The following is a 26,037-nucleotide window of genomic DNA, read 5'->3' on the forward strand; positions in this document are numbered from 1 at the left end:
TATGTCTTTACCCGATTCGCCTTTGCAACTGATTGGTATATTGTTTCTGCTTTCAATACTGCCTCTCATTATCGTCATGGGAACCTCTTTCCTTAAACTGGCGGTGGTATTTTCGATTTTACGAAATGCTCTGGGTATTCAACAAGTTCCCCCAAATATCGCACTGTATGGCCTCGCGCTTGTACTTTCCTTATTCATTATGGGGCCGACGCTATTAGCTGTAAAAGAGCGCTGGCATCCGGTTCAGGTCGCTGGCGCTCCTTTCTGGACGTCTGAGTGGGACAGTAAAGCATTAGCGCCTTATCGACAGTTTTTGCAAAAAAACTCTGAAGAGAAGGAAGCCAATTATTTTCGGAGTTTGATAAAACGAACCTGGCCTGAAGACATAAAAAGAAAGATAAAACCTGATTCTTTGCTCATATTAATTCCGGCATTTACGGTGAGTCAGTTGACGCAGGCATTTCGGATTGGATTACTTATTTATCTTCCCTTTCTGGCTATTGACCTGCTTATTTCAAATATACTGCTGGCTATGGGGATGATGATGGTATCGCCAATGACCATTTCATTACCGTTTAAGCTGCTAATATTTTTACTGGCAGGCGGTTGGGATCTGACACTGGCGCAATTGGTACAGAGCTTTTCATGAATGATTCTGAATTGACGCAATTTGTAACGCAACTTTTATGGATCGTCCTTTTTACGTCTATGCCGGTGGTGTTGGTGGCATCGGTAGTTGGTGTCATCGTAAGCCTTGTTCAGGCCTTGACTCAAATACAGGACCAAACGCTACAGTTCATGATTAAATTATTGGCAATTGCAATAACCTTAATGGTCAGCTACCCATGGCTTAGCGGTATCCTGTTGAATTATACCCGGCAGATAATGTTACGAATTGGAGAGCATGGTTGAATGGCACAACAGGTAAATGAGTGGCTTATTGCATTGGCTGCGGCTTTTATTCGACCATTGAGCCTCTCTTTATTACTTCCCCTATTAAAAAGTGGCAGTTTAGGGTCCGCGATTTTACGTAATGGCGTGCTTATGTCACTTACCTTTCCCATATTACCAATCATTTACCAGCAGAAGATTATGATGCATATTGGTAAAGATTACAGCTGGTTAGGGTTAGTCACCGGAGAGGTGATTATTGGTTTTTTAATTGGGTTTTGTGCGGCGGTTCCCTTTTGGGCCGTTGATATGGCGGGGTTTCTGCTTGATACTTTACGTGGCGCGACAATGGGTACGATATTCAATTCTACAATAGAAGCTGAAACCTCACTTTTTGGCTTGCTTTTCAGCCAGTTCTTGTGTGTTATTTTCTTTATAAGCGGCGGCATGGAGTTTATATTAAACATTCTGTATGAGTCATATCAATATTTACCACCAGGGCGTACTTTATTATTTGACCAGCAATTTTTAAAATATATCCAGGCAGAGTGGAGAACGCTTTATCAATTATGTATCAGATTCTCTCTTCCTGCCATAATATGTATGGTATTAGCCGATCTGGCTTTAGGTCTTTTAAATCGGTCGGCACAACAATTGAATGTGTTTTTCCTCTCAATGCCGCTCAAAAGTATATTGGTTCTACTGACGCTCCTGATCTCATTCCCTTATGCTCTTCATCACTATTTGGTTGAAAGCGATAAATTTTATATTTATCTAAAAGACTGGTTTCCATCTGTATGAGCGAGAAAACAGAACAGCCTACAGAAAAGAAATTACGTGATGGCCGTAAGGAAGGGCAGGTTGTCAAAAGTATTGAAATAACATCATTATTTCAGCTGATTGCGCTTTATTTGTATTTTCATTTCTTTACTGAAAAGATGATTTTGATACTGATTGAGTCAATAACTTTCACATTACAATTAGTAAATAAACCATTTTCTTATGCATTAACGCAATTGAGTCATGCTTTAATAGAGTCACTGACTTCTGCACTGCTGTTTCTGGGCGCTGGGGTAATAGTTGCTACTGTGGGTAGCGTGTTTCTTCAGGTGGGGGTGGTTATTGCCAGCAAGGCCATAGGTTTTAAAAGCGAGCATATAAATCCGGTAAGTAATTTTAAGCAGATATTCTCTTTACATAGCGTAGTAGAATTATGTAAATCCAGCCTGAAAGTTATCATGCTATCTCTTATCTTTGCTTTTTTCTTTTATTATTATGCCAGTACTTTTCGGGCGCTACCGTACTGTGGGTTAGCCTGTGGCCTGCTTGTGGTTTCTTCTTTAATAAAATGGTTATGGGTTGGGGTGATGGCTTTTTATATCGTCGTTGGCATACTGGACTATTCTTTTCAATATTATAAGATTAGAAAAGATCTAAAAATGAGTAAAGATGACGTAAAACAGGAGCATAAAGATCTGGAGGGCGATCCTCAAATGAAGACACGGCGTCGGGAAATGCAGAGTGAAATACAAAGTGGGAGTTTAGCTCAATCTGTTAAACAATCTGTTGCGGTAGTGCGTAATCCAACGCATATTGCGGTTTGTCTTGGCTATCATCCCACCGATATGCCAATACCACGCGTCCTGGAAAAAGGCAGTGATGCTCAAGCTAACTATATTGTTAACATCGCTGAACGCAACTGCATCCCCGTTGTTGAAAATGTTGAGCTGGCCCGCTCATTATTTTTTGAAGTGGAACGCGGAGATAAAATTCCTGAAACGTTATTTGAACCCGTTGCAGCCTTGTTACGTATGGTGATGAAGATAGATTATGCGCATTCTACCGAAACACCATAAATGCTTTTGGTATGCTTCTTCAGGCCACTGCGAAGGTTAAGAGGGTAATAGCGTATAGAGCAGTGCTTGACGATAAAGGTGAGAGACTGAAAATAATCGCTTTTAGCCTGGCACAAGCACCAGATAGCGTATTTTAAAATTAAACAAGATAATGGATTGGTGCGTCTGAATGGACTCGAACCATCGACCCCCACCATGTCAAGGTGGTGCTCTAACCAACTGAGCTACAGACGCATTAAAATGATGGTGCGTTCAATTGGACTCGAACCAACGACCCCCACCATGTCAAGGTGGTGCTCTAACCAACTGAGCTATGAACGCAACGTTGTAGGTGACAACGGGGACGAATATTAGCGTCACAACCGCAATGAGGCAAGAGGGAAATCGCAATTTTCTTCCTGAAATCACCTGATTGCGGTGGAAATATGCAACATGTCGAGAAAATAGCCGCCATGCGACGGCTATCGTCGTATTATCGCGCAGCGCGCTGCAAAATGATGGCGGACGGCTGACGTTGTAGATAGCGCATCCGTAGCATCATTAACACCGCCGCCGAGGTCAGGCCGATGATGAACCCCATCCAGAAGCCTGCCGGTCCCATACGATCCACCACCAAATCCGTTAACGCCAGGATATAACCGCTGGGTAAACCTAACACCCAGTAGGCGGTAAAGGTTATAAAAAAGATGGAACGCGTATCTTTATAACCGCGCAGAATACCGCTGCCGATAACCTGTATAGAGTCGGAAATCTGGTAAACCGCAGCGAGCAGCATTAATTGCGCGGCAAGCGCCACGACCTCAGGGTTGTCATTGTAGAGCAAAGCAATATGCTTACGCAGAGTAACGGTAAAAATAGCGGTAACCACAGCCATACAAATGCCGACGCCTAAACCGGTACGCGCTGCGGTTTGCGCATCCAGCGTTGAGCCCTGGCCCAGACGATAACCCACTCGAATCGTTACCGCCGCAGCCAGCGACATCGGCAGTACGAACATCAGCGAGCTAAAGTTAAGCGCAATCTGATGACCGGCGACATCCACAATACCTAATGGCGAAACCAGCAGCGCAACGACCGCAAATAACGTCACTTCAAAGAACAGCGCCAGCGCAATCGGCAACCCCAGTTGAATCAGGCGCTTCATGACGATGCTATCAGGTTTGCCAAAGCCTTTTTCATTACGAATATCACGCATTGAACGCGCGTGTTTAATGTAAGAAAGCATGGCGATAAACATCACCCAATAGACCGCCGCAGTCGCAACGCCGCAGCCGATACCGCCGAGTTCCGGCATACCAAAATGGCCATAGATAAAAATATAGTTCACCGGAATATTCACCAGCAGGCCCAAAAATCCCATCACCATACCCGGTTTGGTTTTGGCCAGACCTTCGCACTGGTTTCGCGCTACCTGAAAGAAAAGGTATCCTGGCGCGCCCCACAGCAGCGCGCGAAGATAACCCACGGCTTTATCGGCCAGCGCCGGATCAATATTATGCATAGAGCGGATAATGTATCCGGCATTCCACAGGACGATCATCACCAGCACGGAGACAAAGCCCGCCAGCCAGAACCCTTGTCGAACCTGATGCGCGATACGCTCACGACGGCCGGAGCCATTGAGTTGCGCAATCACAGGCGTCAAGGCCAGCAGTAAGCCGTGACCAAACAAAATGGCGGGAAGCCAGATAGAGGTGCCGATAGCGACGGCAGCCATGTCCGTAGCGCTATAGCCTCCCGCCATGACGGTATCGACGAATCCCATTGCGGTCTGTGCCACTTGCGCAAGGATCACCGGTATCGCTAACGCTAATAACTGACGCGCTTCACTGGTATACTTCTGCACGTATTCACCTTTTATTTTGTTGTTATATGAAAGACTAAAAAGCCGCCGTAGTGGCAGCCAAAAGAAATAGCAGGGGAAATTTCAGTCTATTGTAGCGGGGTATTACTATTTCTCCAGTGAAAAAACAGTTGTTAACGGCGCATTGCTGGCAAGCTGTTTTTCCACCTGCTATTGTGCTGAACAGTTCTGCTTTTATTTATTTCAGGAGTTGAAGATATGTTTACGGGGATCGTACAGGGTACCGCGAAACTGGTATCGATTGATGAAAAACCCAACTTTCGCACCCATGTGGTGACGTTACCGGACTACATGCTGGAGGGGCTGGAGACGGGGGCGTCGGTAGCGCATAACGGATGCTGTTTGACGGTGACTGAAATAAACGGCAACCAGATAAGTTTTGATCTGATGAAAGAAACGTTGCGCATCACCAATCTGGGCACGTTGAGGGTAGGTGATGAGGTCAACGTAGAGCGTGCCGCTAAATTCAGCGATGAAATCGGTGGTCATCTGATGTCGGGGCATATTATTACGACGGCGGAGATCGCGAAAATCCTGACCTCCGAAAATAACCATCAGGTGTGGTTTAAAGTGCAGGATGCGTCCCTGATGAAGTATATCCTGTACAAAGGCTTTATCGGCGTCGACGGCATCAGTTTGACCGTCGGCGAGGTAACGCCAACGCGCTTCTGCGTGCATCTCATTCCGGAAACGCTGGAACGTACTACGCTTGGCAGAAAAAAACTGGGTGAGCGTGTGAATATCGAGATCGATCCGCAAACGCAGGCGGTTGTCGATACCGTAGAACGCGTACTGGCTGCGCGAGAAAATGCGGTCAGAAATCAGGCCGATATTGGCTAACGGAAAATAAGATTCCCCCGCATGAAATGCGGGGGAGATGATTAGCGAGGAACGCGCAGTCCGTTTTCAACGCCGCGCGTAAATACCACCTGCCAAAGCTGGATATCACGCGCGCGAAACGCACCCGCGCAGGCGTTGAGATAATAGCTGAACATACGTTTAAAGCGCTCGTTATAATTGCCCGCAATCTCTGGCCAGGCATTGATAAAGCGCTCATGCCACGCCATCAGAGTCGTGTCATAGTCGGCGCCAAAGTTATGCCAGTCTTCCATTACAAAGTGTGATTCGCTGGCCTCGGCGATTTGACGAACAGACGGCAAGCAACCGTTGGGGAAAATATACTTATTGATCCACGGATCGACATTATGATCGGTTTTTTTAGAACCAATAGTATGGAGCAGGAAAAGACCATCCGGTTTTAAATTCCTGTCAACAACCTCAAAATAGGTGTTGTAGTTTTTTGGCCCGACATGTTCGAACATGCCGACGGAGACGATTCGGTCAAACTGATCGTTAAGGTCGCGATAATCTTCCAGGAGAATGGAGACATCCAGACCTTCGCAACGCGTCTGCGCCATTTTTTGTTGTTCAGCGGAGATCGTTACGCCCACCACGCTAACGCCATAATGGGTCGCCATATATTGCGACAGACCGCCCCAGCCGCAGCCGATATCCAGCACACGCATCCCCGGTTGTAGCTGTAGCTTTTCGCAAATTAATTTCAGCTTGGCTTGCTGTGCCGCTTCCAGCGTATCGGCATCTTTCCAGTAGGCGCAAGAATATTGCATATAGGGATCGAGCATACGGGAAAAAAGGTCATTACCAAGATCGTAATGTTCCTTGCCGACAATCCAGGCGCGTTTTTTACTTTGTAGATTAATCAGACGCGCGCCGAGGATACGGAGCGTATCTTTAACATGGTGGGGGAGTTGATTTTCAAGACCGGCACGTAAGACTTTGCTGAAGAAAATATCCAGACGCTCGCATTCCCACCAGCCATCCATGTAACTCTCACCTAACCCCAACGATCCTTCCTGAAGGACGCGTTTAAAAAAATCGGGATTCTTAACACGAATGTCAGACGGGGCGGAACCATTAATTGTAATATCCGCGCGACTTAACAATTCGTTGGCGATTCGGTACCAGTTATCATCCGGTACGCTGACTTCTTCTATACACGATGAACTCATAGTTTCTCCATCACTGGACGGTGATCAGAACCTTAAAACAGCGTAGACGCTTTTTTGGCTTTGTGAGAAATCCCACGGACAATTCCGTGAGCCAGTTATCCGACGTAGAACAGAGGAAGGGAGGAACCCTTGCCGAAAAGGCCATCCATGGTGAATCGGGAACGCTCCGGTTCCCGTTAATGCCAAATAATTATCGTAATATAAACAACCGGGAATCAGTATAGGCCGCAATTTTTGATGATTCAACCGAAAATTGTTAGCGTGCTAATTACCAGCGGTTAACAAGTCTTTAGTGAGACTTGTCGTGGGCGACATTGGCATGGGGAAATCCGGTCTCAGCGCAATCTGCATGAGACTGCATTTTGTAGCCTAACGCCGCCAGAACAACGGTAGAGAGCATTACGCTGGTGGTGGTCAGCAGCGGCGTGCTGATGAGCCATGAAACCACCAGGCTTGCCAGGAAACATAACCCCAGTTGCAGCGTATTTTGTAGCGCCGCAGCGCGCCCCGTGGCTTGAGGGAAAGGGCGTAACGCTTGCGCGACGACGATAGGGTAGATGGCGCCATTAGCAATCGCCATTACGCAGAAAGGAATCAGGATCTCCACCAGTGAGGCATTATTCAGAAGGCCCGCTCCCCAGGTGGCGATAACGCTCAGCGCGTACAGCCCTAACAGCCACGGAAGCAATTGGTAACCCTGCCATTTTTGTAGCGCCGCGCGGCAACCATATCCGCCAATCAGAAAAGCGATGGTTTGCGGAACATAGCTCAGGCCAATCACTGCCGGGCTGTAACCCATCGCGCTGAGAATAAACGGGGACCCTGTTAGCCACGCAAAAAAGCTGGCGGAACAGGCGGCATAAATCAGCACATTACCGCGATAGGTTTTAGAGCGTAACAACGTCGCGAAAGTGAGTTTATCCTGTCCTTCGGTACGCGCTTTTACCGATGGTTTTAAACGCAGCGCCGGCAACATCAGCAACAACGTAATCACGAACAGAGTGGCGAAAATCGCCTGCCATGAGAAATGCGTCAGTATCCAGCTTCCCAGTAAGGGCGCAAGCGCCGGGGATAATCCCACCAGTGGCATGATCGTGGCGAAGATACGGTTAATTTTTTGCGAAGGGTAATAATCGGTCACCAGCGCTTGCCAGATTACCGTTGCCGCGCAAACGCCGACGGCCTGCACGAAGCGCAGCGTCAGCAGTGCTGCCGCGCTTTCTACCCACAGCATCCCCAGACTTCCGAGTGCAAAGATAGATAACCCTAGCAGTAAAATCGGTTTACGGCCATAACGATCCGATAGCGGTCCCCAGAGGAGTTGCGCGACGGCAAAGCCAGCTAAAAACAGGCTTAGGCTGGCGCTGACCGCGGCGGCAGGCGTTTGTAAATCCGCCTGTATGGCGGCAAACGCGGGCAGGTACATGTCCGTAGCCAGAAATCCCAGCACGCTAAGACCGGCTAACCAGACTAAAAAACCTTTTCCAGGTTGCATATTTGTTTCTCTTTCTTATCAGACAGACATTGTCGCAGAGTGTAGGGAGTGAAATTACGGTTGTGAAACGTTAATATTTGTCCAGTGAATTCAAAATTTTTGTAGGCAAATTATGTGGTCGGAATACTCGCTTGAAGTGGTTGACGCCGTAGCGCGCAATGGCAGTTTTAGCGCGGCGGCGCAGGAACTGCACCGTGTGCCTTCAGCAGTCAGTTACACCGTTCGTCAGTTAGAGGAGTGGCTGGCCGTACCGCTTTTTGTACGACGTCACCGTGATGTTGAACTGACGCCTGCTGGCGTCTGGTTTTTAAAAGAAGGGCGTTCTGTTATCAAAAAAATGCAGATCACTCGCCAACAGTGTCAGCAAATTGCTAATGGTTGGCGTGGGCAGTTAGCTATTGCGGTGGACAATATCGTCAGACCAGAACGTACCCGGCAGATGATCGTCGATTTCTATCGCCATTTTGACGATGTGGAACTGCTGGTTTTTCAGGAGGTGTTTAACGGCGTCTGGGACGCGCTCTCCGACGGGCGTGTCGAACTGGCGATTGGGGCGACGCAGGCGATTCCGGTAGGGGGGCGTTACGCTTTTCGGGATATGGGGACCCTGAGCTGGAGCTGCGTAGTGGCAAGCGATCACCCGCTGGCGTCGATGCCTGGGCCGTTAAGCGATGATACCCTGCGCAACTGGCCGTCGCTGGTCAGGGAAGACACTTCGCGAACCTTACCGAAACGGATTACCTGGCTGCTGGATAACCAAAAAAGGGTCGTCGTACCGGACTGGGAGTCATCGGCAACCTGCCTGTCGGCAGGACTATGCGTGGGAATGGTGCCGACGCATTTTGCCCGACAGTGGATAGACAGCGGAAAATGGGTGGCGCTGACGTTAGAGAATCCGTTTCCCGATGCGGCCTGTTGCGTGACGTGGCAGCAAAACGAAGCCTCGCCCGCGCTGGCATGGCTGCTGGACTATTTGGGCGATAGCGAAACGTTGAATCGGGAGTGGCTGCGGGAGCCAGAAGAGGCTCCCGACAGCGGGGATTAACGCCGATAGTCGCGGAACGGGCCGTCAGCGACCGAGCGACGCTCAACCAGGCGTGGATGAACTTCAATAGACTGTGACTCTTCGCGCTTATTGACGATGCGATCCAATAGCATATTAAATGCGGTTTCGCCTAAAGAGTCTTTGGGCTGGTGAATCGTCGTCAGCGCCGGGGTAAAGTAACGGGCGTTACGCACATTGTCATAACCGATCACCGAAACGTCCTGCGGTACGCGAAGCCCCATTTCGTCAGCCGCGCAAAGCGCGCCCATCGCCATAATATCGCCGCCGCAGAAAACGGCGGTAGGGCGATGTGACTGCGATAAAATTTGCTGCATCGCGTGGTAACCGGATTCCGGCTCGAAGTCGCCCTGAACAATCCAGTTGTCCGGCACGTTGATCAGCGCCTCCTCCATGGCTTTCATAAAGCCTGCCAGCCGGCCCGCGCCGGTGTTGCGCTCCAGCGGGCCGGGAATAACGCCGATATCCCGGTGGCCGCGCTCAACCAGATAACGACCCGCCATATAGCCGCCTGCAAAGGCGTTATCAATCACCGTGTCGGTAAAATCGGCCTTCGCTTCACCCCAGTCCATCACCACCATCGGAATATGGCGATACTCTTCCAGCATGGAAAGCAGAGGTTCTGGATACTCAGAACACATCACCAGCAGGCCATCCACGCGCTTTTGCGCCATCATGGACAGGTAGGCGCGCTGTTTTTCCAGGTTATTCCAGGCGTTGCCTAAAATCAGCGTATAGCCTTTCTGGAAACAGTTTTTTTCAACCGCCTCGATAATTTCGGCAAAATAGGCCGCTTCGCTGCTGGTCGCCAGTAAGCCTATCGACTTGGTATGGTTAACCTTCAGGCTACGCGCGACGGCGCTGGGAGAGTAGTGCAGCTCTTTAATTGCCGCCCAGACCGCGTTACGCGTTTCTTCAGCGACAAAACGCGTTTTGTTGATTACGTGTGATACAGTTGTAGTGGAAACGTTTGCTCGTTTCGCTACATCTTTAATTGTTGCCATTACATTTCACTCCAGACCCTCGCTAAGCTCCTGAGAAACGCCAGGTAAACGTTTGCCTACACACACCCTAATCGCAACATCAGGGTTGCGGCACGCCGGAAAAACGACACGGAACGTCAGGAAGGGGTCAATGGCCGTTACGCTAATTCAGTAAGCCTGGAATTTTGTCTGATCTTGAGGAAAAGGGGAAGCGTTAAAAACAGTTATCAATATAAAACATGAGAGATTTTTGTGCGGGAATGTGCAAAAATGCGCTATATCACTTTTTGTGTGGGAATAAAAAGGAGAAAACTTGATGAGTACCGACCTGAAATTTTCGTTGATTACTACGCTGATTGTTCTGGGCGTGATTGTCGCAGGTGGATTAACGGCCGCTCTGCACTGATTTCCTCTCTTCTGAGGGTGGGCGTCTCCTCTATTCTATCCCTCTCTAAAACGCAGAAGGCGTACCTTCTGCGTACTCAGACTTATGCGGCGAGATTTTTCGCAACAAATTCCCAGTTAACCAGCGCCCAGAAATGCTCCAGATAGTTTGGACGGGCGTTGCGGTAGTCGATGTAATACGCGTGTTCCCACACATCAACCGTCAGCAACGGCGTTGCATCCGTAGTCAGCGGCGTACCGGCATTTGAGGTAGAAACGATAGCCAGTTTGCCATCAGCGCTTTTTACCAGCCATGTCCATCCGGAACCAAAGTTTTTGATAGCGGCATCGGTGAACTGCGCTTTAAATTCCGCGAAGCTGCCAAAAGATGCCGCGATAGCATCAGCCAGTTTCCCGGTCGGTTCGCCGCCAGCGTTTGGCGCCAGGCAGTTCCAGTAGAAGGTGTGGTTCCACACCTGAGCGGCGTTATTAAAGATGCCGCCTTCGGAAGTGCGCACGATCTCTTCCAGCGATTTGCCTTCAAACGCCGTGCCTTTGATCAAATTGTTAAGATTGGTCACGTAAGTCTGATGATGTTTGCCATAGTGATATTCCAGCGTCTCAGCAGAAATATGCGGCGCCAGAGCATCTTTGGCATACGGTAATGCAGGTAATTCGAACGACATTGCTTCTCTCCTTATTATTAATATTGCGCACGCACAATACCCCTGGTGCGCGTAAGGATAGGGTAGCAAATTGAGCGGTGGCGCAAAAGAAGAAGTTATCCTGTCGTTAAACGACAGGATAAAATATTAGCGAATTGTTTTAGGCGTCATCACCCGGCGGGCGCCGACATAATGACGTTGCCAGTATTCTTCGTTCAGTGAGGTGATCTTAATTTCCTGACCGCTGCGCGGAGACTGGATAAACTTACCGTTGCCGACATAGACGCCAACGTGATCGGCGGTGCCGCGCCCCTGCGTACGGAAGAACACCAGATCGCCGTTTTTCAACTCGCTACGCTCAATGGGCGCCGCGTCACGCAGGTGATACATCTCATTCGCCGTTCGGGGGATACGGATCTTCACTAAATCTTTATAGGCATAATAAACCAGACCGCTGCAATCAAAACCGGTACGCGGCGACGCGCCTCCCCAATGATACGGTTTACCAATCTGGTTCATGAGTTTGGACATCGCGGTTTTCGTCGCTTTTTGTACTTTTGCACGATGCGCATCGGCAATAGAGACCGTCAATGTTCCTTTCCCCTTCACGCAGTGCGGCTTACGGCCTTTACGCGTCGTGCATTTTTCCGTTACGTCGAGGGCGGCGATTGACGTGGGCGCGGTTCTGTTACGACGATGCGTCGTATGACGAGATTTCGTGGCGGCGGTGGTACGTTTTGGCGTAGAAGCGGAAGAAGAACGGCTGGTTTTTGAGGTTTTTTTTACGTTTTTTTTGCTGGTCTTACTGATCTTTTTCGTTGTGCTTTTCTTTTTATCTGCCGTTTTCGTGACATGAGAAACAGCAGGCGTCGCTTTGGCTTGCCTGGAAGCATGGGCCATTGGCGTAAAAGGGAGAGTAGTAAAAAGTAAAGCACAGAGCGTGATCGAGATTTTGTTTATCCGCGCCACTGAGCAATCCTCTGTTAAAGGCAGGCGATTCATGCCTGCGTATGATTTACAAAACCTGATAATTCTAATCTACAAAAGCACAGATTGGTAATTGCTTTTGGTTTCTGAAGCTGTGTTTCGTTAACAGATGTAAAAAAAATAGCAATTAATGCTAAACACGAACGCGTTATCGACGAATCACTGCGTGGCAACCCGCTTAAAAGATATTTTGTATACAACTTATTCCCGCAGACGGTAAAATAATAAGGCATGATGAAAATGTTATTTTCCGTTGCCAGCCTGACCCGTTACAATGACAGGCTTCAGTCGTAAAAGTAGTTTAAGGAAGCGAGACAATGAGCACCACTATCGAAAAAATTCAGCGCCAGATCGCTGAAAACCCGATTCTCCTGTATATGAAAGGTTCACCGAAGCTGCCAAGCTGTGGTTTTTCTGCGCAGGCCGTTCAGGCGCTTTCAGCCTGCGGGGAACGTTTTGCCTATGTTGATATCCTGCAAAACCCGGATATTCGCGCTGAATTACCGAAATACGCCAACTGGCCGACATTCCCACAACTGTGGGTGGACGGCGAGCTGGTCGGCGGGTGTGATATTGTGATTGAGATGTATCAGCGTGGTGAGTTGCAGCAGCTTATTAAAGAAACTGCGGCAAAATATAAAACTCAGGAGCCGGACGCAGAGTAATCTGTGAAAGGGGAAAGCGACCTGTAAAGGTCGCTTTTTTACCGCCATCGTGAGCAAAAGCGGCGTCGTTAGCCACGTTATTTATCCGTCGGCAAAGGTAACGGCCAGCCGCCCAGGCGCTTCCAGCGATTGACGATTTCACAAAACAGCACCGCTGTCCGCTCGGTATCATACAAAGCGGAATGGGCCTTTTCGCCGTCAAACTCCATACCTGCCGCCAGGCACGCTTTTGATAACACCGTTTGCCCCAGCGCCAGTCCGCTCAATGCCGCGGTATCAAAGGTGACGAACGGATGAAACGGGTTACGTTTCAGCGAGGCGCGCTCTGCGGCGGCCATCATAAAACTGTGATCAAAAGTGGCGTTATGCGCGACCATAATGGCGCGGCTACAACCGCTTTCTTTGATACCTTTACGCACCATTTTGAAAATAGCGTGTAGCGCCTCATATTCACTCACCGCGCCTCGTAGCGGGTTAGAGGGATCGATACCGTTAAACGCAAGCGCTTCCGGCTGTAAGTTGGCTCCAGCGAACGGCTCCACATGGAAATGCAGCGTCATGTCCGGCATCAGCCAGCCTTGTTCATCCATTTTCAGCGTGATGGCGGCGATTTCGAGCAGCGCATCGGTTTTAGCGTTAAATCCTGCAGTTTCAACGTCGATGACGACAGGATAAAAACCACGAAAACGGTCGCACAGACCGGAAAGTTGAGCGTTATCGGACATCTGAGTCTCTTAATACGAAAAAATGCAGCGCGTATTATGGCAAATTTTACGCCGGGATGCAGTAAAACAACGGGCGCAGTGACCTGCGCCCGGCGGGGGATCAGTTACCCAGACCGCGGCCTGCGTCTTTAGCTTCAATCAATTCGATTTTATAGCCATCCGGATCTTCAACGAAGGCGATGATAGTCGAACCGCCTTTTACCGGCCCCGCTTCACGGGTCACGTTGCCGCCGTTCTGACGAATGCGTTCACAGGCTTCAGCGGCATTGTCAACGCTCAGCGCGATATGCCCGTACGCATTGCCCATGTCATAGCTCTCAACGCCCCAGTTATAGGTTAGTTCGATGACCGCTTCTTCCGTTTCCGGACCATATCCCACAAAGGCCAGCGAGTATTTGTATTCCGGATTCTCACTGGTACGCAGCAATTTCATGCCCAGAACGTTGGTGTAAAAAGCGATGGAACGCTGCAAATCGCCGACGCGCAGCATAGTATGCAATAAACGCATTTTCGTTGTCCTTAAAATAGTCAAGATATTCAAAGTATAGCGGCGATGTGCGGCCGCTATCAATGAAATTACAGAGTAGGGTAGTCAGTGTAGCCTTCCGCGCCGCCGCCATAAAAACTTTCGGGACGCTGTGGATTAAGTTCCGCTTTACGTTGCAGACGCGCCACCAGATCCGGGTTAGCGATGTAATCGCGACCAAACGCCACGGCGTCAATCAGCCCTTTTTCGATCAGATCTTCCGCTTTTTCTGGCGTATAGGCGCCAGCGCCGATGATGGGGCCGTGGAAACACGCGCGCACTTTTTCACGGAATGCGTCGCTGTACGGTTCTCCGCCCGCCCAGTCTGGTTCAGACATATGCAGATAAGCAATGCCGCGTTTGCCTAACGCTTCAATCAGATAAAGGGCGTCAGCTTCTTCATTCGGGCCGTTATCGACATTCTGGAAAGTGCCGACAGGAGAAAGGCGGATGCCGATACGGTCGGCGCCCCATTCCTTAATGCCGGCATCAACCACCTCCAGCACCAGACGGGCGCGATTCTCTACGCTGCCGCCGTACCGATCGGTACGGTGATTAGAAGACGGAGAGAGGAACTGGTGCAGCAGATAACCGTGCGCGGAGTGCAGCTCCACCAGGTCGAAGCCTGCCTCTCGGGCATTGGCGATAGCCTGGCGGAAATCGTTGACGATCCCGGGGATCTCGTGAGTATCCAGCGCGCGCGGCGTGGAAGTTTCTACGCGGATGGCCTGGCCGTTTTCGTCACGCAAAGAAGTGCGAGTTCCCGCATTGATAGCGGATGGCGCAACGGGCGCTTGTCCGCCTGGTTGCAGGCTGGCGTGTGAAATACGGCCCGTATGCCACAGTTGCACCGCCATATGGCCGCCCTGAGCATGAACTCCCTGAGTGATTTTTTTCCAGGCGGCGATCTGCTCATCGCTGTGTAATCCCGGTGCGCCGGCATAGCCTTTCGCCTGTGCGGAGATTTGTGTGGCTTCGCTGATGATCAATCCGGCGCTGGCGCGTTGACGGTAATATTCCGCCATTAACGGCGTAGGAATGTCGCCCGGTTCAATACTCCGCAAACGCGTCAAAGGCGCCATAAATACGCGATTTGTCGCCGTGATGGCACCCACCTTGAGGGGGGTAAACAGTTTTGCTGATGACATAGTGGCTCCTGATATAAGTAGACCGGTCGTCTTGTAATAAAGGAAATAAAAACGCCTGTTACTGCTCAGGCGTTGCAATGATGGTCTTAACATGCGCCAACGCATTTTCCAGCGGCGCGGCGCTACGGGATATTTTGGCCTGCAAATTGGCGCCCAGCCACAGGGCATAAAGTACCTGCGCCTGTGGCAACGGCTGGCCGGTGAAATGTAAACAGTGGCTATTACGGCCATCTTCCAGCGCGCGTGCAAGCAGTGCCATGATCTCCTGCGCCCCTTTATCCATCGTAGAGCGCATATCCTCCGACAGATCGCAGACCTCCGCTGACAGTTTCACCGTCAGGCAACCGCTGATGGCGCCTTGCTGGCAAAACTGCTTTAACGTTTCCTGATACCAGGCGAGAAGGCGATCGCGATGATTACCGGGACCGGAGGTGAAGTGCGCCGTAAGACGCTGATGATAGCAGGCGTAATGTCGCTCAAGCATGGCGACGCCGAAGGCTTCTTTCGAGCGAAAGTAGTGATAAAACGACCCTTTAGGCACCTGGGCGGTTTTGAGCAATTCGCTAAGCCCCATGCCGGTAAAACCCCGTTGCATACAAAGCTGCTCGCCGGTGGCCAGCAGATGTTCGCGGGTATCATGTTCGGTTTGCTTATTCATAGCAGGCAGTATAGTAGACCAGTCGGTCTACTGCAAGCAGAGTTGCCATAATGTCAGTTAGCGTCTTCAATAGTCATAAGCGCCAAACGTTGAGGAGGGGATGTGGCCGAGCAGTTGGAGTTTTTTCCTGTAGCAAGCCCATGTCGCGGTATCTGCCAGTCTGATGAGCGTGGCTTTTGTCGGGGCTGTATGCGCAGCCGCGACGAACGGTTTAACTGGCAAAAAATGAGCGATGCCGAGAAACAAAATGTACTGCGGCTTTGTCGCCAGCGTTTCTTGCGTAAAATACGCGCAAACAAGCCTCTCCCATCGGAAGATCCTCAACAACCTTCACTCTTTTAAACGCGGAATTGCGTATACTCAACCTCATTATTCTCTATGAGGAATCTGTTATGGTTCAGCGTGTCACCATCGCTCCACAAGGCCCGGAGTTTTCGCGTTTTGTCATGGGTTACTGGCGTTTGATGGACTGGAATATGTCCGCGCGTCAGTTAGTGAGTTTTATCGAAGAACATCTGGATTTGGGCGTCACTACCGTTGACCATGCGGACATTTATGGCGGTTATCAGTGCGAAGCGGCATTTGGCGAGGCGCTAACGCTGGCGCCGCATTTGCGGGAAAGACTGCAAATCGTCACCAAATGCGGTATTGCCACCACTGCCAGAGCGGAAAATAAGCTCGGTCATTATATTACCGATCGCCGCCATATTATTCTGAGCGCCGAACAGTCATTAAAAAATCTGGCGACAGATTATCTGGATATGTTGTTAATTCACCGTCCCGATCCGTTAATGGATGCGGATGACGTCGCCGAGGCGTTTCAACATCTGCACCAAAGCGGCAAAGTGCGCCATTTTGGCGTTTCTAATTTTACGCCAGCGCAATTTACGTTGCTGCAATCGCGCCTGCCTTTCACCCTGGCGACCAACCAGGTGGAGATCTCGCCGGTTCACCAGCCTTTGTTGCTGGACGGCACATTAGATCAATTACAGCAACTGCGTATTCGTCCGATGGCCTGGTCATGTCTTGGCGGCGGTCGGCTGTTTAATGATGAGGCTTATCAGCCGTTGCGCCAGGAACTTTCCGTTATCGCGCAAGAACTCAACGCCAGTTCTATTGAACAGGTGGTCTATGCCTGGATTTTACGTTTGCCGTCGCAGCCGCTGCCGATTATTGGCTCGGGTAAAATCGAACGCGTACGTGCCGCACTAGAAGCGGAAACGCTGTCATTGTCGCGTCAACAGTGGTTCCGAATCCGCAAGGCGGCACTGGGTTATGACGTGCCGTAATCGCCAACTCATTGACTTTCCGTACATGTTTTCGCCAGTGGTTTACACTTAACAGGCGACCACATGTAACGGAGGTTTTATGAAGCGATTAAGTTTAGCGATGGTGACGCTGCTGGCCTGTGCGGGTGCGCAGGCTGCCAGCGAGAAAGTAGAGATGAATCTGGTGACGGCGCAAGGCGTAGGACAGTCTATCGGCACCGTCGTCATCGATGAAACCGAAGGCGGCTTAAAATTTACCCCACACCTTAAAGCGTTGCCGCCGGGCGAGCATGGTTTTCACATTCATGCCAACGGTAGCTGCCAGCCAGCGATTAAAGACGGCCAAGCGGTTGCCGCAGAAGCCGCTGGTGGTCATCTGGACCCACAAAATACCGGCAAGCATGAAGGACCGGAAGGCCAGGGGCATCTGGGCGACCTCCCGGTGTTAGTCGTTAATAATGATGGTATCGCCACCGAACCGGTTACTGCGCCGCGTCTGAAGTCTCTTGATGAAGTGAAAGATAAAGCGCTCATGATCCATGTGGGCGGCGATAACATGTCCGATCAGCCGAAACCGCTCGGCGGCGGCGGAACGCGTTACGCCTGCGGCGTCATTAAATAACCCGGAGACAGTGTTCCCTGCGCTGGAGCCTGTTCCAGCTGCGACAGCGAACAGTGTAAACGCCAGATAATCGCCGCCAGTTCATGCGCGGCGGGTTGATGATGATGTGCGAGCGTGTCGCAGATACGCTGTAGTTCCTGTAGCGTAACGGCAAGCGGGCGTTGCTGTACGCCGCGCTCGCTCATCACATCGCGCAGCAGGGATATACAAATATCCCGCACCCGGGAAAGCGGATCGGAACGCGACTCCCAGGCGCGCAGCTGCCACACCACATGCGAGCAGTTCAGCAGTACCACTCCCCAACGTAATAACCACCGGCGCGCCAGCGCATCCTGGCTATTGCTGAGCTGACTGACGTGATGATAGGTCAGCGATTCAAACTCGCTTTCGTTATGGGAAGGGTGACGGCTAAGCTGATCGACGAAATCGCGGCGTAGCGCGCGGATATGGCGGCGGCTTTTTACGGCATCGGAACCGGGGCGCAAAATCGCAAACGCCAGCCAGGAAATCGCGACGCCGACGATCTTGGCGGTATTATCGTTAAGGAAGTCGGCGAAGTCGTACACCGGTGGATTGGTCACGGCGATGAATGAGCCCATAAAAACGATAAGCTGCCCCCACAGTCCCGCCAGCTTAGGCATCTGCAGTTTAAGCAGTTGCATCGTGACGAACAGCGGAAAAAGGAAAAGCAAGAATTGCCACAGATCGGTGATTTGCACCATCAGGCCAAATTTCACCACGAAGCTGAATAAGGACAGCAGCACTAAAGTACGCATCAATAAGGAAAGCGACTTAAACGGCGTGGCGACGATGGAGTAGAGGACGCAACTGATCGCCGCCAGGGTTAATGCGCCGGGCCCGGATTCCCATTGCGCGCCAATACTCCAGGCGCCAATTACCGTGAGCGTGCAAAAGGTACGCACGCCGCTCCAGATGGCCTCTGCGTTATCCGTATGCCGCGCAAGGCCGGGAGTGCGGCGGATATGGATTTGATCTACCGGCGCGCCGCTTTCGATCAGATATAACTGACGGCTGCTGCGCAGATATAGCTGGCAAAAATAGCGTAATCGCTGCCAGAACGCGAGGTGACGATAATCCTGTTCATCCTGAGGGCGTAGCGGCGCAATAATCCGCGCCACGGTGTAGCTGTCCGCGCACGGTTTTGCCAACTCAGCTAAGAGTTGTTCAATGACTTCGCGGCTGTTTTCCGGCGGCGTCGGCCAATTTAAAAGCATTCTACGCAGACTGGAGATCACGCTGGTTAGCCGTAATTGCTGGTGTAACAATGCATTTAGCAATGCATTCTGGCGGCGAAAACGGTAGTGACTCCAGAAGGCCTGAATACGCAGCAGGTTCATGGTCAGGATTTGCCCAATGACCCCCTCATGCGCGGAGCGGATAGCGTCGGTAGTCTCCGGCTGCCACAGTAGACTGGCATGTTCCAGCAAGCGCGCATGCATGTTTTTCAACGCGGTGAGCAGGGCGGTACCATCCGATGTGCTGGGTAGGATCATCATCATCATGCCGCCACAGAGGATGCCGACGATAACTTCACATACACGTGCCTGGGCGATATCCCACAACTGCGTGATTTCTACAATATTAACCATCGGGAACGCGATGATCGCCGCCGTGTAGCCGGACAACTGGAAAGCATAAGCGGCATTATTGGTAAAATGCGCGCAGGCCCAGGTACAAAAACCGATCCAGGCGGCCATGCTAAATAAGAACAACCAGGGTTCATTCAGCGTATGGCCGGCAATAATCAACGCGGCGGTCGCGCCGAGTAAACTCCCGGCAATACGCCCCAGACTTTTACTGATTACGCCGCCTACGGTCGGAAAGCTCACCACTGCGGCCGAAGTCATCGCCCAGTAGGGCTCATCCAGATTGAGATAATAAGCGAATGTCAGCGCGAGACACATGGCAATGGTATTGCGCAACGCGTAACGCCACTGGCCGGAGGTCGCTTTAAACCAGGGCGTATTTCGCAGGGCTGGCAGGGAGAGTTTCATTACCGCTGCCCAATGGCTACGCTGCAGGTAGTGCCGGAGACGAGCGTGATATCCTGCGGCAAAGCGTCAAATTCGATACGTACCGGTACGCGTTGCGCCAGACGTACCCACGGTACGTTGGGTTTAATATCGGGCACTAAACCGGAGTCACTTTCCACGCTTTGGTCGTAAATAGCGCGCCCGATACTGCCAACGTGACCCTGTAACTTAACATTGCCACTATACAGTGTTATTAATGCAGGCTCACCTTCGCGGATATGGCGTAGTTTGGTTTCTTCGAAATATCCCATTACATAAAATGAATGGCTATCTACTAGGGCGAAAAGTGGCTTACCGGTACTGGCATAATCACCGGTACGCGTGGAAAGGTTGGTCACCCAGCCGGATACCGACGCTTTTACTTCCGTCTGGCTAAGCTGCCACTGCGCCTGTTTTAACGTCGCCAGTGCGACATCTACGCTGGCCTGCATCGCTTTAACATTCAGATTGGCGCTATCCAGATCTTCAGCAGAGATGTAGTTACGCGATAAATGTCGACGTCGATCGGCTTCATTATTCGCTTTTGCCAGATCGGACTGCGCTTTGGCCAACTGCGCCTGCGCGTTAAGTTCTGCAATATGGAAGGGCGTTTTATCAATGACAAAAAGAACGTCCCCGGCGTTGACGAACTGATTATCTTTGATATTGAGTTGGGTAATGCTGCCAGAAACCTGCGGCGTTACGCTGACCTGTTCCGCGCGGATTTTACCATCGCGCGTCCACGGTGACTGCATATAGTAATTCCATAACCACCATGCGGCCAGAACGGCGACGACGGCGACAATGAGAGTAGAAAAATATTTTATTGTTTTTAACGACATATTTACCACGCGATCAGTAAAACGAGGCCCAGACATACGCAAAGCGTAAAGAGGGAGAGATCCATTAACAGGGGATGCCAGATTTCATCAGAGTATATCCGGTCACGCAGGAGTCGGTGAATAAACAACCAGATAACGAACCCAAGCGCAAAGGCTTTAAAGAATGGCGGAAAGTAAACAGATGCTCCCAACATGAGATCTTGTAAGGGCAATCCTGTGGCGTTGAGTATACACTTCACAAGCAATGTTCCTTTGCGTCAGACATCGATGCTTTAGTTTTAGCCAAAACTGAAGCTACAGGTGCCAGGTGCGCACTATGTCTGAAAAAATGTCTATTGGTAAGCAAATTTAGCAATACATTTGTTTTGAGAATACAAATACTGCACACTATTCTAAAATCAGCATAATAACTTAGCAAGCTAATTATAAGGAGATGAAATTGGAATCGCCACTAGGTTCTTATCTGGCACGGTTGGTGCGCATTTGGCGTGCTCTGATTGACCATCGCCTCAAGCCTCTGGAATTGACGCAGACACATTGGGTCACGTTGCACAATATTCATCAATTGCCGCCTGACCAGTCGCAGATTCAATTGGCTAAAGCGATAGGCATTGAGCAGCCATCGCTGGTGCGCACGTTGGATCAACTTGAAGATAAGGGGCTAATTTCGCGGCAAACCTGCGCCAGCGATCGTCGCGCTAAGCGCATTAAACTGACCGAGAAAGCGGAGCCGCTGATCGCTGAGATGGAAGCGGTCATTCATAAAACGCGCGGTGAAATTTTGGCTGGGATTTCTTCAGAGGAGATTGAGCTTCTGATTAAACTTATCGCCAAACTTGAACACAATATTATGGAATTGCACTCTCACGATTGAGGTGCAGGGGCATACGTGTGGCCATGTGACCACACGTAAAGCCTGGTTTAGCGTGGAGAGACGGTAACCTGGCTGCCGTTGCTGGCCAGCACGACACGCTGACCTGCCGAGAAACGCGTATTTCCTTGTTTCTGCACAACCATAATGGTGTTGCCATCGTCTTTACGAATTTCCAGTTCCACACCCTGGGTTTTATTCATTGCGCTCTGGACGCCCTGGCCCGCTACGCCGCCAGCCACCGCGCCTGCCGCGGTCGCCAGTGAACGACCCGTACCGCCGCCGATAGTGTTGCCGAGGAATCCGCCCAACACCGCGCCGCCGATAGCGCCAATCACGTTAGAATCATCACCGCCCTGAATTTGAACCGGACGAACGTTAACGATAGTACCGTACGTTACATTCTGAACTTGTTTAGCCTCGGATGCGGTATAAACATCACCCGAAAGGCTATCATTGTTAACACACCCAGCTAAGGATAACCCCATCAGTGAAACGGCCAGTACACGTTTAATCATTTACCCATCTCCTGTTCTTCACGAAACGCTATGTCAGCATCCCTATAGCTAAATTATATGGCATTTATGCAGTTAAGGTCATATCTTCTGCTGAAAGAATGTAAAAATCATAATCAGAAGTTAATTAACCAATCTTAAACGAAGTCGGAAGCAAGAAAAGATAGGTCATTGATATCCGTGGACGACACGGCAAAAAACGTGACGTGGGCATAGCATTACAAAATACGTTATGCCGAGTGTTAAGGCTTAACCCAGCTTAAAAGGAAGAGGTATGAAATCGGGCCGTTTTATTGGCGTTATGTCCGGAACCAGCCTTGATGGCGTGGATGTTGTACTGGCGGCAATTGATGAAACTATGGTTGCGCAACAGGCAAGTCTCACCTGGCCTATTCCCGTTCATCTGAAAAAAGGCATTCTCGATATTTGCCAGGGACAGCCGCTTACGCTCTCGCAACTCGGCCAGCTGGATACCCAGTTAGGCCGGCTTTTTGCACAGGCGGTTAATGCGCTGTTAGCGCGACAACGTTTGCAGCCGCGGGATATCGTCGCCATTGGTTGTCATGGGCAAACGGTCTGGCATGAACCGACCGGCGAGGCCCCGCATACGCTGCAAATTGGCGATAATAATCACATCGTCGCCCATACGGGGATTACAGTGGTCGGCGATTTTCGGCGGCGGGATATTGCGCTGGGCGGACAAGGCGCGCCGTTGGTGCCTGCTTTCCATCACGCGCTGTTGGGACATCCGACGGAAAAACGTATGGTCCTGAATATCGGCGGCATCGCCAATTTATCTCTGCTTTTCCCCGGACAGGCGGTGCGCGGGTACGACACGGGGCCGGGTAATATGTTGATGGATGCGTGGATTTGGCGACAATGCGCGCAGCCCTACGACAAAGACGCGGCATGGGCGAAAGAAGGTCAGGTTATTCTTCCATTGCTGCAAAAGATGTTGCGCGATCCGTACTTTGCTGCGTCGGCGCCCAAAAGTACAGGACGCGAATATTTCAACTATGGCTGGTTAGAGCGTCATCTTACGGCTTTCCCTGGCGCAGACGCGCGCGATGTACAGGCCACGCTGGCGGAGCTGACGGCGGTCTCCATCGCCCAACAGGTGCTGCTCAATGGCGGCTGCGAGCGGCTGATGGTCTGTGGCGGCGGAAGCCGGAATCCGTTAGTGATGGCCCGTCTGGCGGCGCTGTTGCCCGGTATCGAGGTTTCGACCACCGATAAGGCGGGGATCAGCGGCGATGATATGGAAGCGCTGGCCTTTGCATGGCTTGCCTGGCGAACGCTCGCGGGCCTGCCGGGAAATTTACCTTCCGTGACGGGGGCTACAGAAGCCAGTGTTTTAGGCGCTATTTACCCGGCTAACCCAATAACTCAGAGTTAACTTAATTTTTCCCGGACCCTATATCGGTAAACTAGCAAGGTCAGGAAGGGGCGTTTGCCCTTCCAGAAGCAGGAGAGCTTTCGGGATATGCCTATGAAAAAGATCGCAATAATGTGTTTACCTGTGCTGCTGACCGGCTGTAGCGTTTATCAACAATTTGTTGAACGTATGCAAACGGATACGCTGGAATACCAGTGTGATGAGAAGCCGCTTACCGTTAAAGTCAATAACCCGCGTGAAGAGGTCAGTTTTGTTTATGACAATAAGCTGCTGACCCTGAAGCAAGGAATCTCGGCCTCGGGCGCGCGTTATACCGACGGGATTTATGTTTTCTGGTCGCAAGGCGAGAGCGCCACGGTCTATAAACGAGACAGAATTGTGCTTAATAACTGTCAGTTACAAAATCCGAAGCGTTGAGATTTTCAGTATGGGGGCGCACAATAGCGCCACCCACTGATTATTTCTGATCAACGCCATGTCTGATAACGACCAATTGCAGCAGATCGCGCATCTGCGCCGTGAATACACGAAAGGCGGCTTGCGTCGCCGCGATTTACCCGCTGAACCGTTAACCTTATTTGAGCGCTGGCTTGGGCAAGCGTGCGACGCCAGACTGGCCGATCCGACGGCAATGGTCGTGGCGACCGTAGATGACAAGGGGCAACCGTACCAGCGTATTGTATTGCTCAAGCATTATGATGAAAAAGGCCTGGTCTTTTATACCAACCTGGGAAGCCGCAAGGCGCATCAAATTGAGCACAATCCGCGTATCAGCCTGTTATTTCCCTGGCATATGCTTGAACGCCAGGTGATGGTGACAGGCAAAGCCGAGCGTCTCTCCACACTTGAGGTGGTGAGGTATTTCCACAGCCGTCCGCGCGACAGCCAGATCGGCGCATGGGTTTCTAAACAATCCAGCCGCATTTCCGCGCGCGGTATCCTCGAAAGCAAATTCCTGGAGCTCAAGCAGAAGTTTCAACGGGGCGAAGTGCCGTTACCCAGCTTTTGGGGTGGTTTTCGCGTGAGTATCGAACAGATGGAGTTCTGGCAGGGCGGCGAACATCGTCTGCACGATCGCTTTTTATACCAACGCGACGACGGCGCATGGAAAATCGACCGTCTTGCGCCCTAAAGATGCAAAAATCTTGTTTTAAGCACTGGTGCGGATGAATCCGCCGTTTTATGCTATGTCTCTTTCGCGTCTGGCGAAAAGTCGTGTACCGGCAAAGGTGCAGTCGTTTTATACATGGAGATTTTGATGGCAAGCAGTAACTTGATTAAACAATTGCAAGAGCGGGGACTGGTAGCCCAGGTGACGGACGAAGACGCGTTGGCAGAGCGACTGGCGCAAGGCCCGATCGCGCTCTATTGCGGCTTCGATCCTACCGCTGACAGCTTGCATTTGGGGCATCTGGTTCCATTGTTATGCCTGAAACGCTTCCAGCAGGCAGGGCACAAACCTGTTGCGCTGGTAGGTGGCGCGACCGGTCTGATTGGCGACCCGAGCTTTAAAGCCGCCGAGCGTAAACTGAACACTGAAGAGACCGTTCAGGAGTGGGTGGCGAAAATTCGTAAACAGGTTGCCCCATTCCTGGACTTTGATTGCGGCGAAAACTCCGCCATCGCGGCCAATAACTATGACTGGTTCGGCAGCATGAATGTGCTGACTTTCCTGCGCGATATCGGTAAACATTTTTCCGTTAATCAGATGATCAACAAAGAAGCGGTGAAGCAGCGTCTGAACCGTGACGATCAGGGTATCTCTTTCACGGAGTTCTCTTATAACCTGCTACAGGGGTACGACTTCGCTTGTCTGAATAAACTGCACGGCGTTGCCTTACAGATTGGCGGTTCTGACCAGTGGGGGAACATCACTTCCGGTATCGACCTGACCCGTCGCCTGCACCAGAATCAGGTATTTGGTTTGACCGTTCCGCTGATCACCAAAGCTGACGGCACGAAATTCGGTAAAACCGAAGGCGGCGCTGTCTGGCTGGATCCGAAGAAAACCAGTCCGTACAAATTCTACCAGTTCTGGATTAACACCGCAGATGCCGATGTTTATCGCTTCCTGAAATTCTTCACTTTTATGGACATTGAGGAGATCAATGCCCTGGAAGAAGAAGATAAAAACAGCGGTAAAGCGCCGCGCGCGCAGTATGTACTGGCCGAGCAGGTGACGTGCCTGGTTCATGGTGAAGAGGGGCTGGTCGCGGCGAAACGGATCACTGAATGCCTGTTCAGCGGTTCACTGAGCGCGCTGAGCGAAGCTGACTTTGAGCAGTTGGCGCAGGACGGCGTACCGATGGTTGAAATGGAAAAAGGCGCCGACCTGATGCAGGCGCTGGTAGACGCCGAACTCCAGCCGTCACGTGGTCAGGCGCGTAAGACTATCGCCTCCAACGCTGTCACTATCAATGGTGAAAAACAATCCGATCCTGAATACATCTTTAACGATGAGGACCGTCTGTTTGGCCGCTATACCTTATTACGTCGCGGCAAAAAGAACTATTGTCTGATTTGCTGGAAATAAGGCATTAAGTAACAGGG

The 26,037-nt window shown here is 50.9% G+C and carries 30 protein-coding genes and 2 tRNA genes; 16 read left to right on the plus strand and 16 right to left on the minus strand.

Annotated elements, in window-relative coordinates:
• Position 1: 1 nt before the first annotated feature.
• Genes ssaR through ssaU form a run of 4 tightly spaced genes read left to right on the plus strand, consistent with a single transcriptional unit; the run spans position 2 to position 2,747 of the window.
• Positions 2–649, plus strand: a complete 648-nt coding sequence (gene ssaR / locus ACQ29O_RS10200) for an SPI-2 type III secretion system export apparatus protein SsaR (RefSeq protein WP_000056368.1) — start codon at positions 2–4, stop codon at positions 647–649.
• The gene (gene ssas / locus ACQ29O_RS10205; RefSeq protein WP_000999982.1) at positions 646–912 is read left to right on the plus strand and encodes an SPI-2 type III secretion system apparatus protein SsaS; all 267 of its coding nucleotides are present in this window, start codon (positions 646–648) and stop codon (positions 910–912) included. The genes ssaR and ssas overlap by 4 nt, the downstream gene beginning before the upstream one ends.
• The gene (gene ssaT, locus ACQ29O_RS10210; protein ID WP_001746577.1) at positions 913–1,692 is read left to right on the plus strand and encodes an SPI-2 type III secretion system apparatus protein SsaT; all 780 of its coding nucleotides are present in this window, start codon (positions 913–915) and stop codon (positions 1,690–1,692) included.
• Positions 1,689–2,747 (plus strand): SPI-2 type III secretion system apparatus protein SsaU, encoded by a 1,059-nt coding sequence (gene ssaU / locus ACQ29O_RS10215; RefSeq protein WP_001291714.1) that lies wholly within the window; start codon positions 1,689–1,691, stop codon positions 2,745–2,747. The genes ssaT and ssaU overlap by 4 nt, the downstream gene beginning before the upstream one ends.
• Before the next feature lie 157 nt (positions 2,748–2,904).
• On the opposite strand, the gene ACQ29O_RS10220 is transcribed toward ssaU, so the two are convergent.
• From ACQ29O_RS10220 to mdtK, 3 genes are all read right to left on the minus strand, one after another.
• Positions 2,905–2,981, minus strand: a tRNA-Val gene (locus ACQ29O_RS10220).
• Positions 2,982–2,991: 10 nt separating this feature from the next.
• A tRNA-Val gene (locus ACQ29O_RS10225) sits at positions 2,992–3,068 on the minus strand.
• A 151-nt stretch (positions 3,069–3,219) separates the two neighbouring features.
• A complete protein-coding gene (gene mdtK, locus ACQ29O_RS10230) occupies positions 3,220–4,593 on the minus strand; it encodes a multidrug efflux MATE transporter MdtK (protein WP_001175071.1) in 1,374 nt (457 codons plus the stop codon).
• A 216-nt stretch (positions 4,594–4,809) separates the two neighbouring features.
• Between mdtK and ACQ29O_RS10235 the strand changes: the two genes are divergently transcribed.
• The gene (locus ACQ29O_RS10235) at positions 4,810–5,451 is read left to right on the plus strand and encodes a riboflavin synthase (protein ID WP_000493976.1); all 642 of its coding nucleotides are present in this window, start codon (positions 4,810–4,812) and stop codon (positions 5,449–5,451) included.
• 41 nt (positions 5,452–5,492) lie between these two features.
• Here the strand turns inward: ACQ29O_RS10235 and cfa are convergent, their stop codons facing one another.
• Together cfa and punC are read right to left on the minus strand one after the other, a co-directional pair.
• On the minus strand, positions 5,493–6,641 hold the full coding sequence (cfa, locus tag ACQ29O_RS10240) for a cyclopropane fatty acyl phospholipid synthase (protein WP_000098879.1): 1,149 nt from the start codon (positions 6,639–6,641) through the stop codon (positions 5,493–5,495).
• Between the two features lie 289 nt (positions 6,642–6,930).
• On the minus strand, positions 6,931–8,136 hold the full coding sequence (gene punC / locus ACQ29O_RS10245) for a purine nucleoside transporter PunC (RefSeq protein WP_001182316.1): 1,206 nt from the start codon (positions 8,134–8,136) through the stop codon (positions 6,931–6,933).
• Positions 8,137–8,248: 112 nt separating this feature from the next.
• On the opposite strand from punC, the gene punR reads away from it, so the two are divergent.
• Positions 8,249–9,181, plus strand: coding sequence for a DNA-binding transcriptional activator PunR (punR, locus tag ACQ29O_RS10250; protein WP_000269523.1), 933 nt, complete (start codon positions 8,249–8,251; stop codon positions 9,179–9,181).
• On the opposite strand, the gene purR is transcribed toward punR, so the two are convergent.
• A complete protein-coding gene (gene purR, locus ACQ29O_RS10255) occupies positions 9,178–10,203 on the minus strand; it encodes an HTH-type transcriptional repressor PurR (protein WP_000190993.1) in 1,026 nt (341 codons plus the stop codon). The two genes, punR and purR, sit on opposite strands and share 4 nt — an antisense overlap.
• A gap of 295 nt (positions 10,204–10,498) precedes the next feature.
• On the opposite strand from purR, the gene ACQ29O_RS10260 reads away from it, so the two are divergent.
• The gene (locus tag ACQ29O_RS10260) at positions 10,499–10,588 is read left to right on the plus strand and encodes a YnhF family membrane protein (protein WP_000102277.1); all 90 of its coding nucleotides are present in this window, start codon (positions 10,499–10,501) and stop codon (positions 10,586–10,588) included.
• Positions 10,589–10,670: 82 nt separating this feature from the next.
• Here the strand turns inward: ACQ29O_RS10260 and sodB are convergent, their stop codons facing one another.
• On the minus strand, positions 10,671–11,252 hold the full coding sequence (sodB, locus tag ACQ29O_RS10265) for a superoxide dismutase [Fe] (RefSeq protein ID WP_000007299.1): 582 nt from the start codon (positions 11,250–11,252) through the stop codon (positions 10,671–10,673).
• A gap of 126 nt (positions 11,253–11,378) precedes the next feature.
• Positions 11,379–12,200 (minus strand): C40 family peptidase, encoded by an 822-nt coding sequence (locus tag ACQ29O_RS10270; RefSeq protein WP_014341074.1) that lies wholly within the window; start codon positions 12,198–12,200, stop codon positions 11,379–11,381.
• A gap of 335 nt (positions 12,201–12,535) precedes the next feature.
• Here ACQ29O_RS10270 and grxD point away from each other — a divergent pair, with 335 nt between their 5' ends.
• Positions 12,536–12,883 carry a monothiol glutaredoxin 4 gene (gene grxD / locus ACQ29O_RS10275; protein WP_000108176.1) on the plus strand — a complete coding sequence of 116 codons (348 nt, stop codon included), beginning with the start codon at positions 12,536–12,538 and terminating at the stop codon, positions 12,881–12,883.
• Between the two features lie 77 nt (positions 12,884–12,960).
• Here grxD and rnt read toward each other — a convergent pair whose 3' ends face one another.
• From rnt to ACQ29O_RS10295, 4 genes are all read right to left on the minus strand, one after another.
• Positions 12,961–13,608 (minus strand): ribonuclease T, encoded by a 648-nt coding sequence (gene rnt / locus ACQ29O_RS10280; protein ID WP_001282270.1) that lies wholly within the window; start codon positions 13,606–13,608, stop codon positions 12,961–12,963.
• 100 nt (positions 13,609–13,708) lie between these two features.
• Positions 13,709–14,116 (minus strand): lactoylglutathione lyase, encoded by a 408-nt coding sequence (gene gloA / locus ACQ29O_RS10285; RefSeq protein ID WP_001237787.1) that lies wholly within the window; start codon positions 14,114–14,116, stop codon positions 13,709–13,711.
• A gap of 68 nt (positions 14,117–14,184) precedes the next feature.
• A complete protein-coding gene (locus tag ACQ29O_RS10290) occupies positions 14,185–15,282 on the minus strand; it encodes an alkene reductase (RefSeq protein WP_000092933.1) in 1,098 nt (365 codons plus the stop codon).
• A 58-nt stretch (positions 15,283–15,340) separates the two neighbouring features.
• The gene (locus ACQ29O_RS10295; RefSeq protein ID WP_001041823.1) at positions 15,341–15,940 is read right to left on the minus strand and encodes a TetR/AcrR family transcriptional regulator; all 600 of its coding nucleotides are present in this window, start codon (positions 15,938–15,940) and stop codon (positions 15,341–15,343) included.
• 102 nt (positions 15,941–16,042) lie between these two features.
• Here ACQ29O_RS10295 and ACQ29O_RS10300 point away from each other — a divergent pair, with 102 nt between their 5' ends.
• From ACQ29O_RS10300 to sodC2, 3 genes are all read left to right on the plus strand, one after another.
• On the plus strand, positions 16,043–16,282 hold the full coding sequence (locus ACQ29O_RS10300; RefSeq protein WP_001538148.1) for a DUF1289 domain-containing protein: 240 nt from the start codon (positions 16,043–16,045) through the stop codon (positions 16,280–16,282).
• 50 nt (positions 16,283–16,332) lie between these two features.
• Entirely contained in the window at positions 16,333–17,229 is an 897-nt protein-coding gene (locus ACQ29O_RS10305) for an aldo/keto reductase (protein WP_000250724.1), read from the plus strand.
• A 79-nt stretch (positions 17,230–17,308) separates the two neighbouring features.
• Positions 17,309–17,830, plus strand: coding sequence for a superoxide dismutase [Cu-Zn] SodC2 (gene sodC2, locus ACQ29O_RS10310; protein ID WP_000826825.1), 522 nt, complete (start codon positions 17,309–17,311; stop codon positions 17,828–17,830).
• Here sodC2 and ACQ29O_RS10315 read toward each other — a convergent pair.
• From ACQ29O_RS10315 to ACQ29O_RS10325, 3 genes are read right to left on the minus strand one after another with little or no spacing between them, the layout of a single operon-like run.
• Entirely contained in the window at positions 17,806–19,845 is a 2,040-nt protein-coding gene (locus ACQ29O_RS10315; protein WP_253336047.1) for an FUSC family protein, read from the minus strand. The genes sodC2 and ACQ29O_RS10315 overlap by 25 nt on opposite strands.
• Positions 19,845–20,705 carry an efflux RND transporter periplasmic adaptor subunit gene (locus tag ACQ29O_RS10320; protein ID WP_001746979.1) on the minus strand — a complete coding sequence of 287 codons (861 nt, stop codon included), beginning with the start codon at positions 20,703–20,705 and terminating at the stop codon, positions 19,845–19,847. The genes ACQ29O_RS10315 and ACQ29O_RS10320 overlap by 1 nt, the downstream gene beginning before the upstream one ends.
• A gap of 2 nt (positions 20,706–20,707) precedes the next feature.
• A complete protein-coding gene (locus ACQ29O_RS10325) occupies positions 20,708–20,944 on the minus strand; it encodes a DUF1656 domain-containing protein (RefSeq protein ID WP_000649755.1) in 237 nt (78 codons plus the stop codon).
• Between the two features lie 194 nt (positions 20,945–21,138).
• Here ACQ29O_RS10325 and slyA point away from each other — a divergent pair, with 194 nt between their 5' ends.
• Positions 21,139–21,579 (plus strand): transcriptional regulator SlyA, encoded by a 441-nt coding sequence (gene slyA / locus ACQ29O_RS10330; protein ID WP_000764577.1) that lies wholly within the window; start codon positions 21,139–21,141, stop codon positions 21,577–21,579.
• Positions 21,580–21,626: 47 nt separating this feature from the next.
• Here slyA and slyB read toward each other — a convergent pair whose 3' ends face one another.
• The gene (slyB, locus tag ACQ29O_RS10335) at positions 21,627–22,094 is read right to left on the minus strand and encodes an outer membrane lipoprotein SlyB (RefSeq protein ID WP_000597179.1); all 468 of its coding nucleotides are present in this window, start codon (positions 22,092–22,094) and stop codon (positions 21,627–21,629) included.
• A gap of 271 nt (positions 22,095–22,365) precedes the next feature.
• On the opposite strand from slyB, the gene anmK reads away from it, so the two are divergent.
• The 4 genes from anmK to tyrS all read left to right on the plus strand — a co-directional run bounded on the left by anmK (position 22,366) and on the right by tyrS (position 26,020).
• Entirely contained in the window at positions 22,366–23,487 is a 1,122-nt protein-coding gene (gene anmK, locus ACQ29O_RS10340) for an anhydro-N-acetylmuramic acid kinase (RefSeq protein WP_000835028.1), read from the plus strand.
• An 87-nt stretch (positions 23,488–23,574) separates the two neighbouring features.
• Positions 23,575–23,904, plus strand: coding sequence for a C-type lysozyme inhibitor (mliC, locus tag ACQ29O_RS10345; protein WP_001132086.1), 330 nt, complete (start codon positions 23,575–23,577; stop codon positions 23,902–23,904).
• Positions 23,905–23,962: 58 nt separating this feature from the next.
• Positions 23,963–24,619 (plus strand): pyridoxamine 5'-phosphate oxidase, encoded by a 657-nt coding sequence (gene pdxH, locus ACQ29O_RS10350; RefSeq protein WP_020936964.1) that lies wholly within the window; start codon positions 23,963–23,965, stop codon positions 24,617–24,619.
• Between the two features lie 126 nt (positions 24,620–24,745).
• Positions 24,746–26,020, plus strand: coding sequence for a tyrosine--tRNA ligase (tyrS, locus tag ACQ29O_RS10355; protein ID WP_000168621.1), 1,275 nt, complete (start codon positions 24,746–24,748; stop codon positions 26,018–26,020).
• The last annotated feature ends 17 nt before the right edge of the window (positions 26,021–26,037 follow it).

Source organism: Salmonella sp. GDC200615, assembly GCF_050574145.1.
Lineage (GTDB): Bacteria > Pseudomonadota > Gammaproteobacteria > Enterobacterales > Enterobacteriaceae > Salmonella > Salmonella enterica.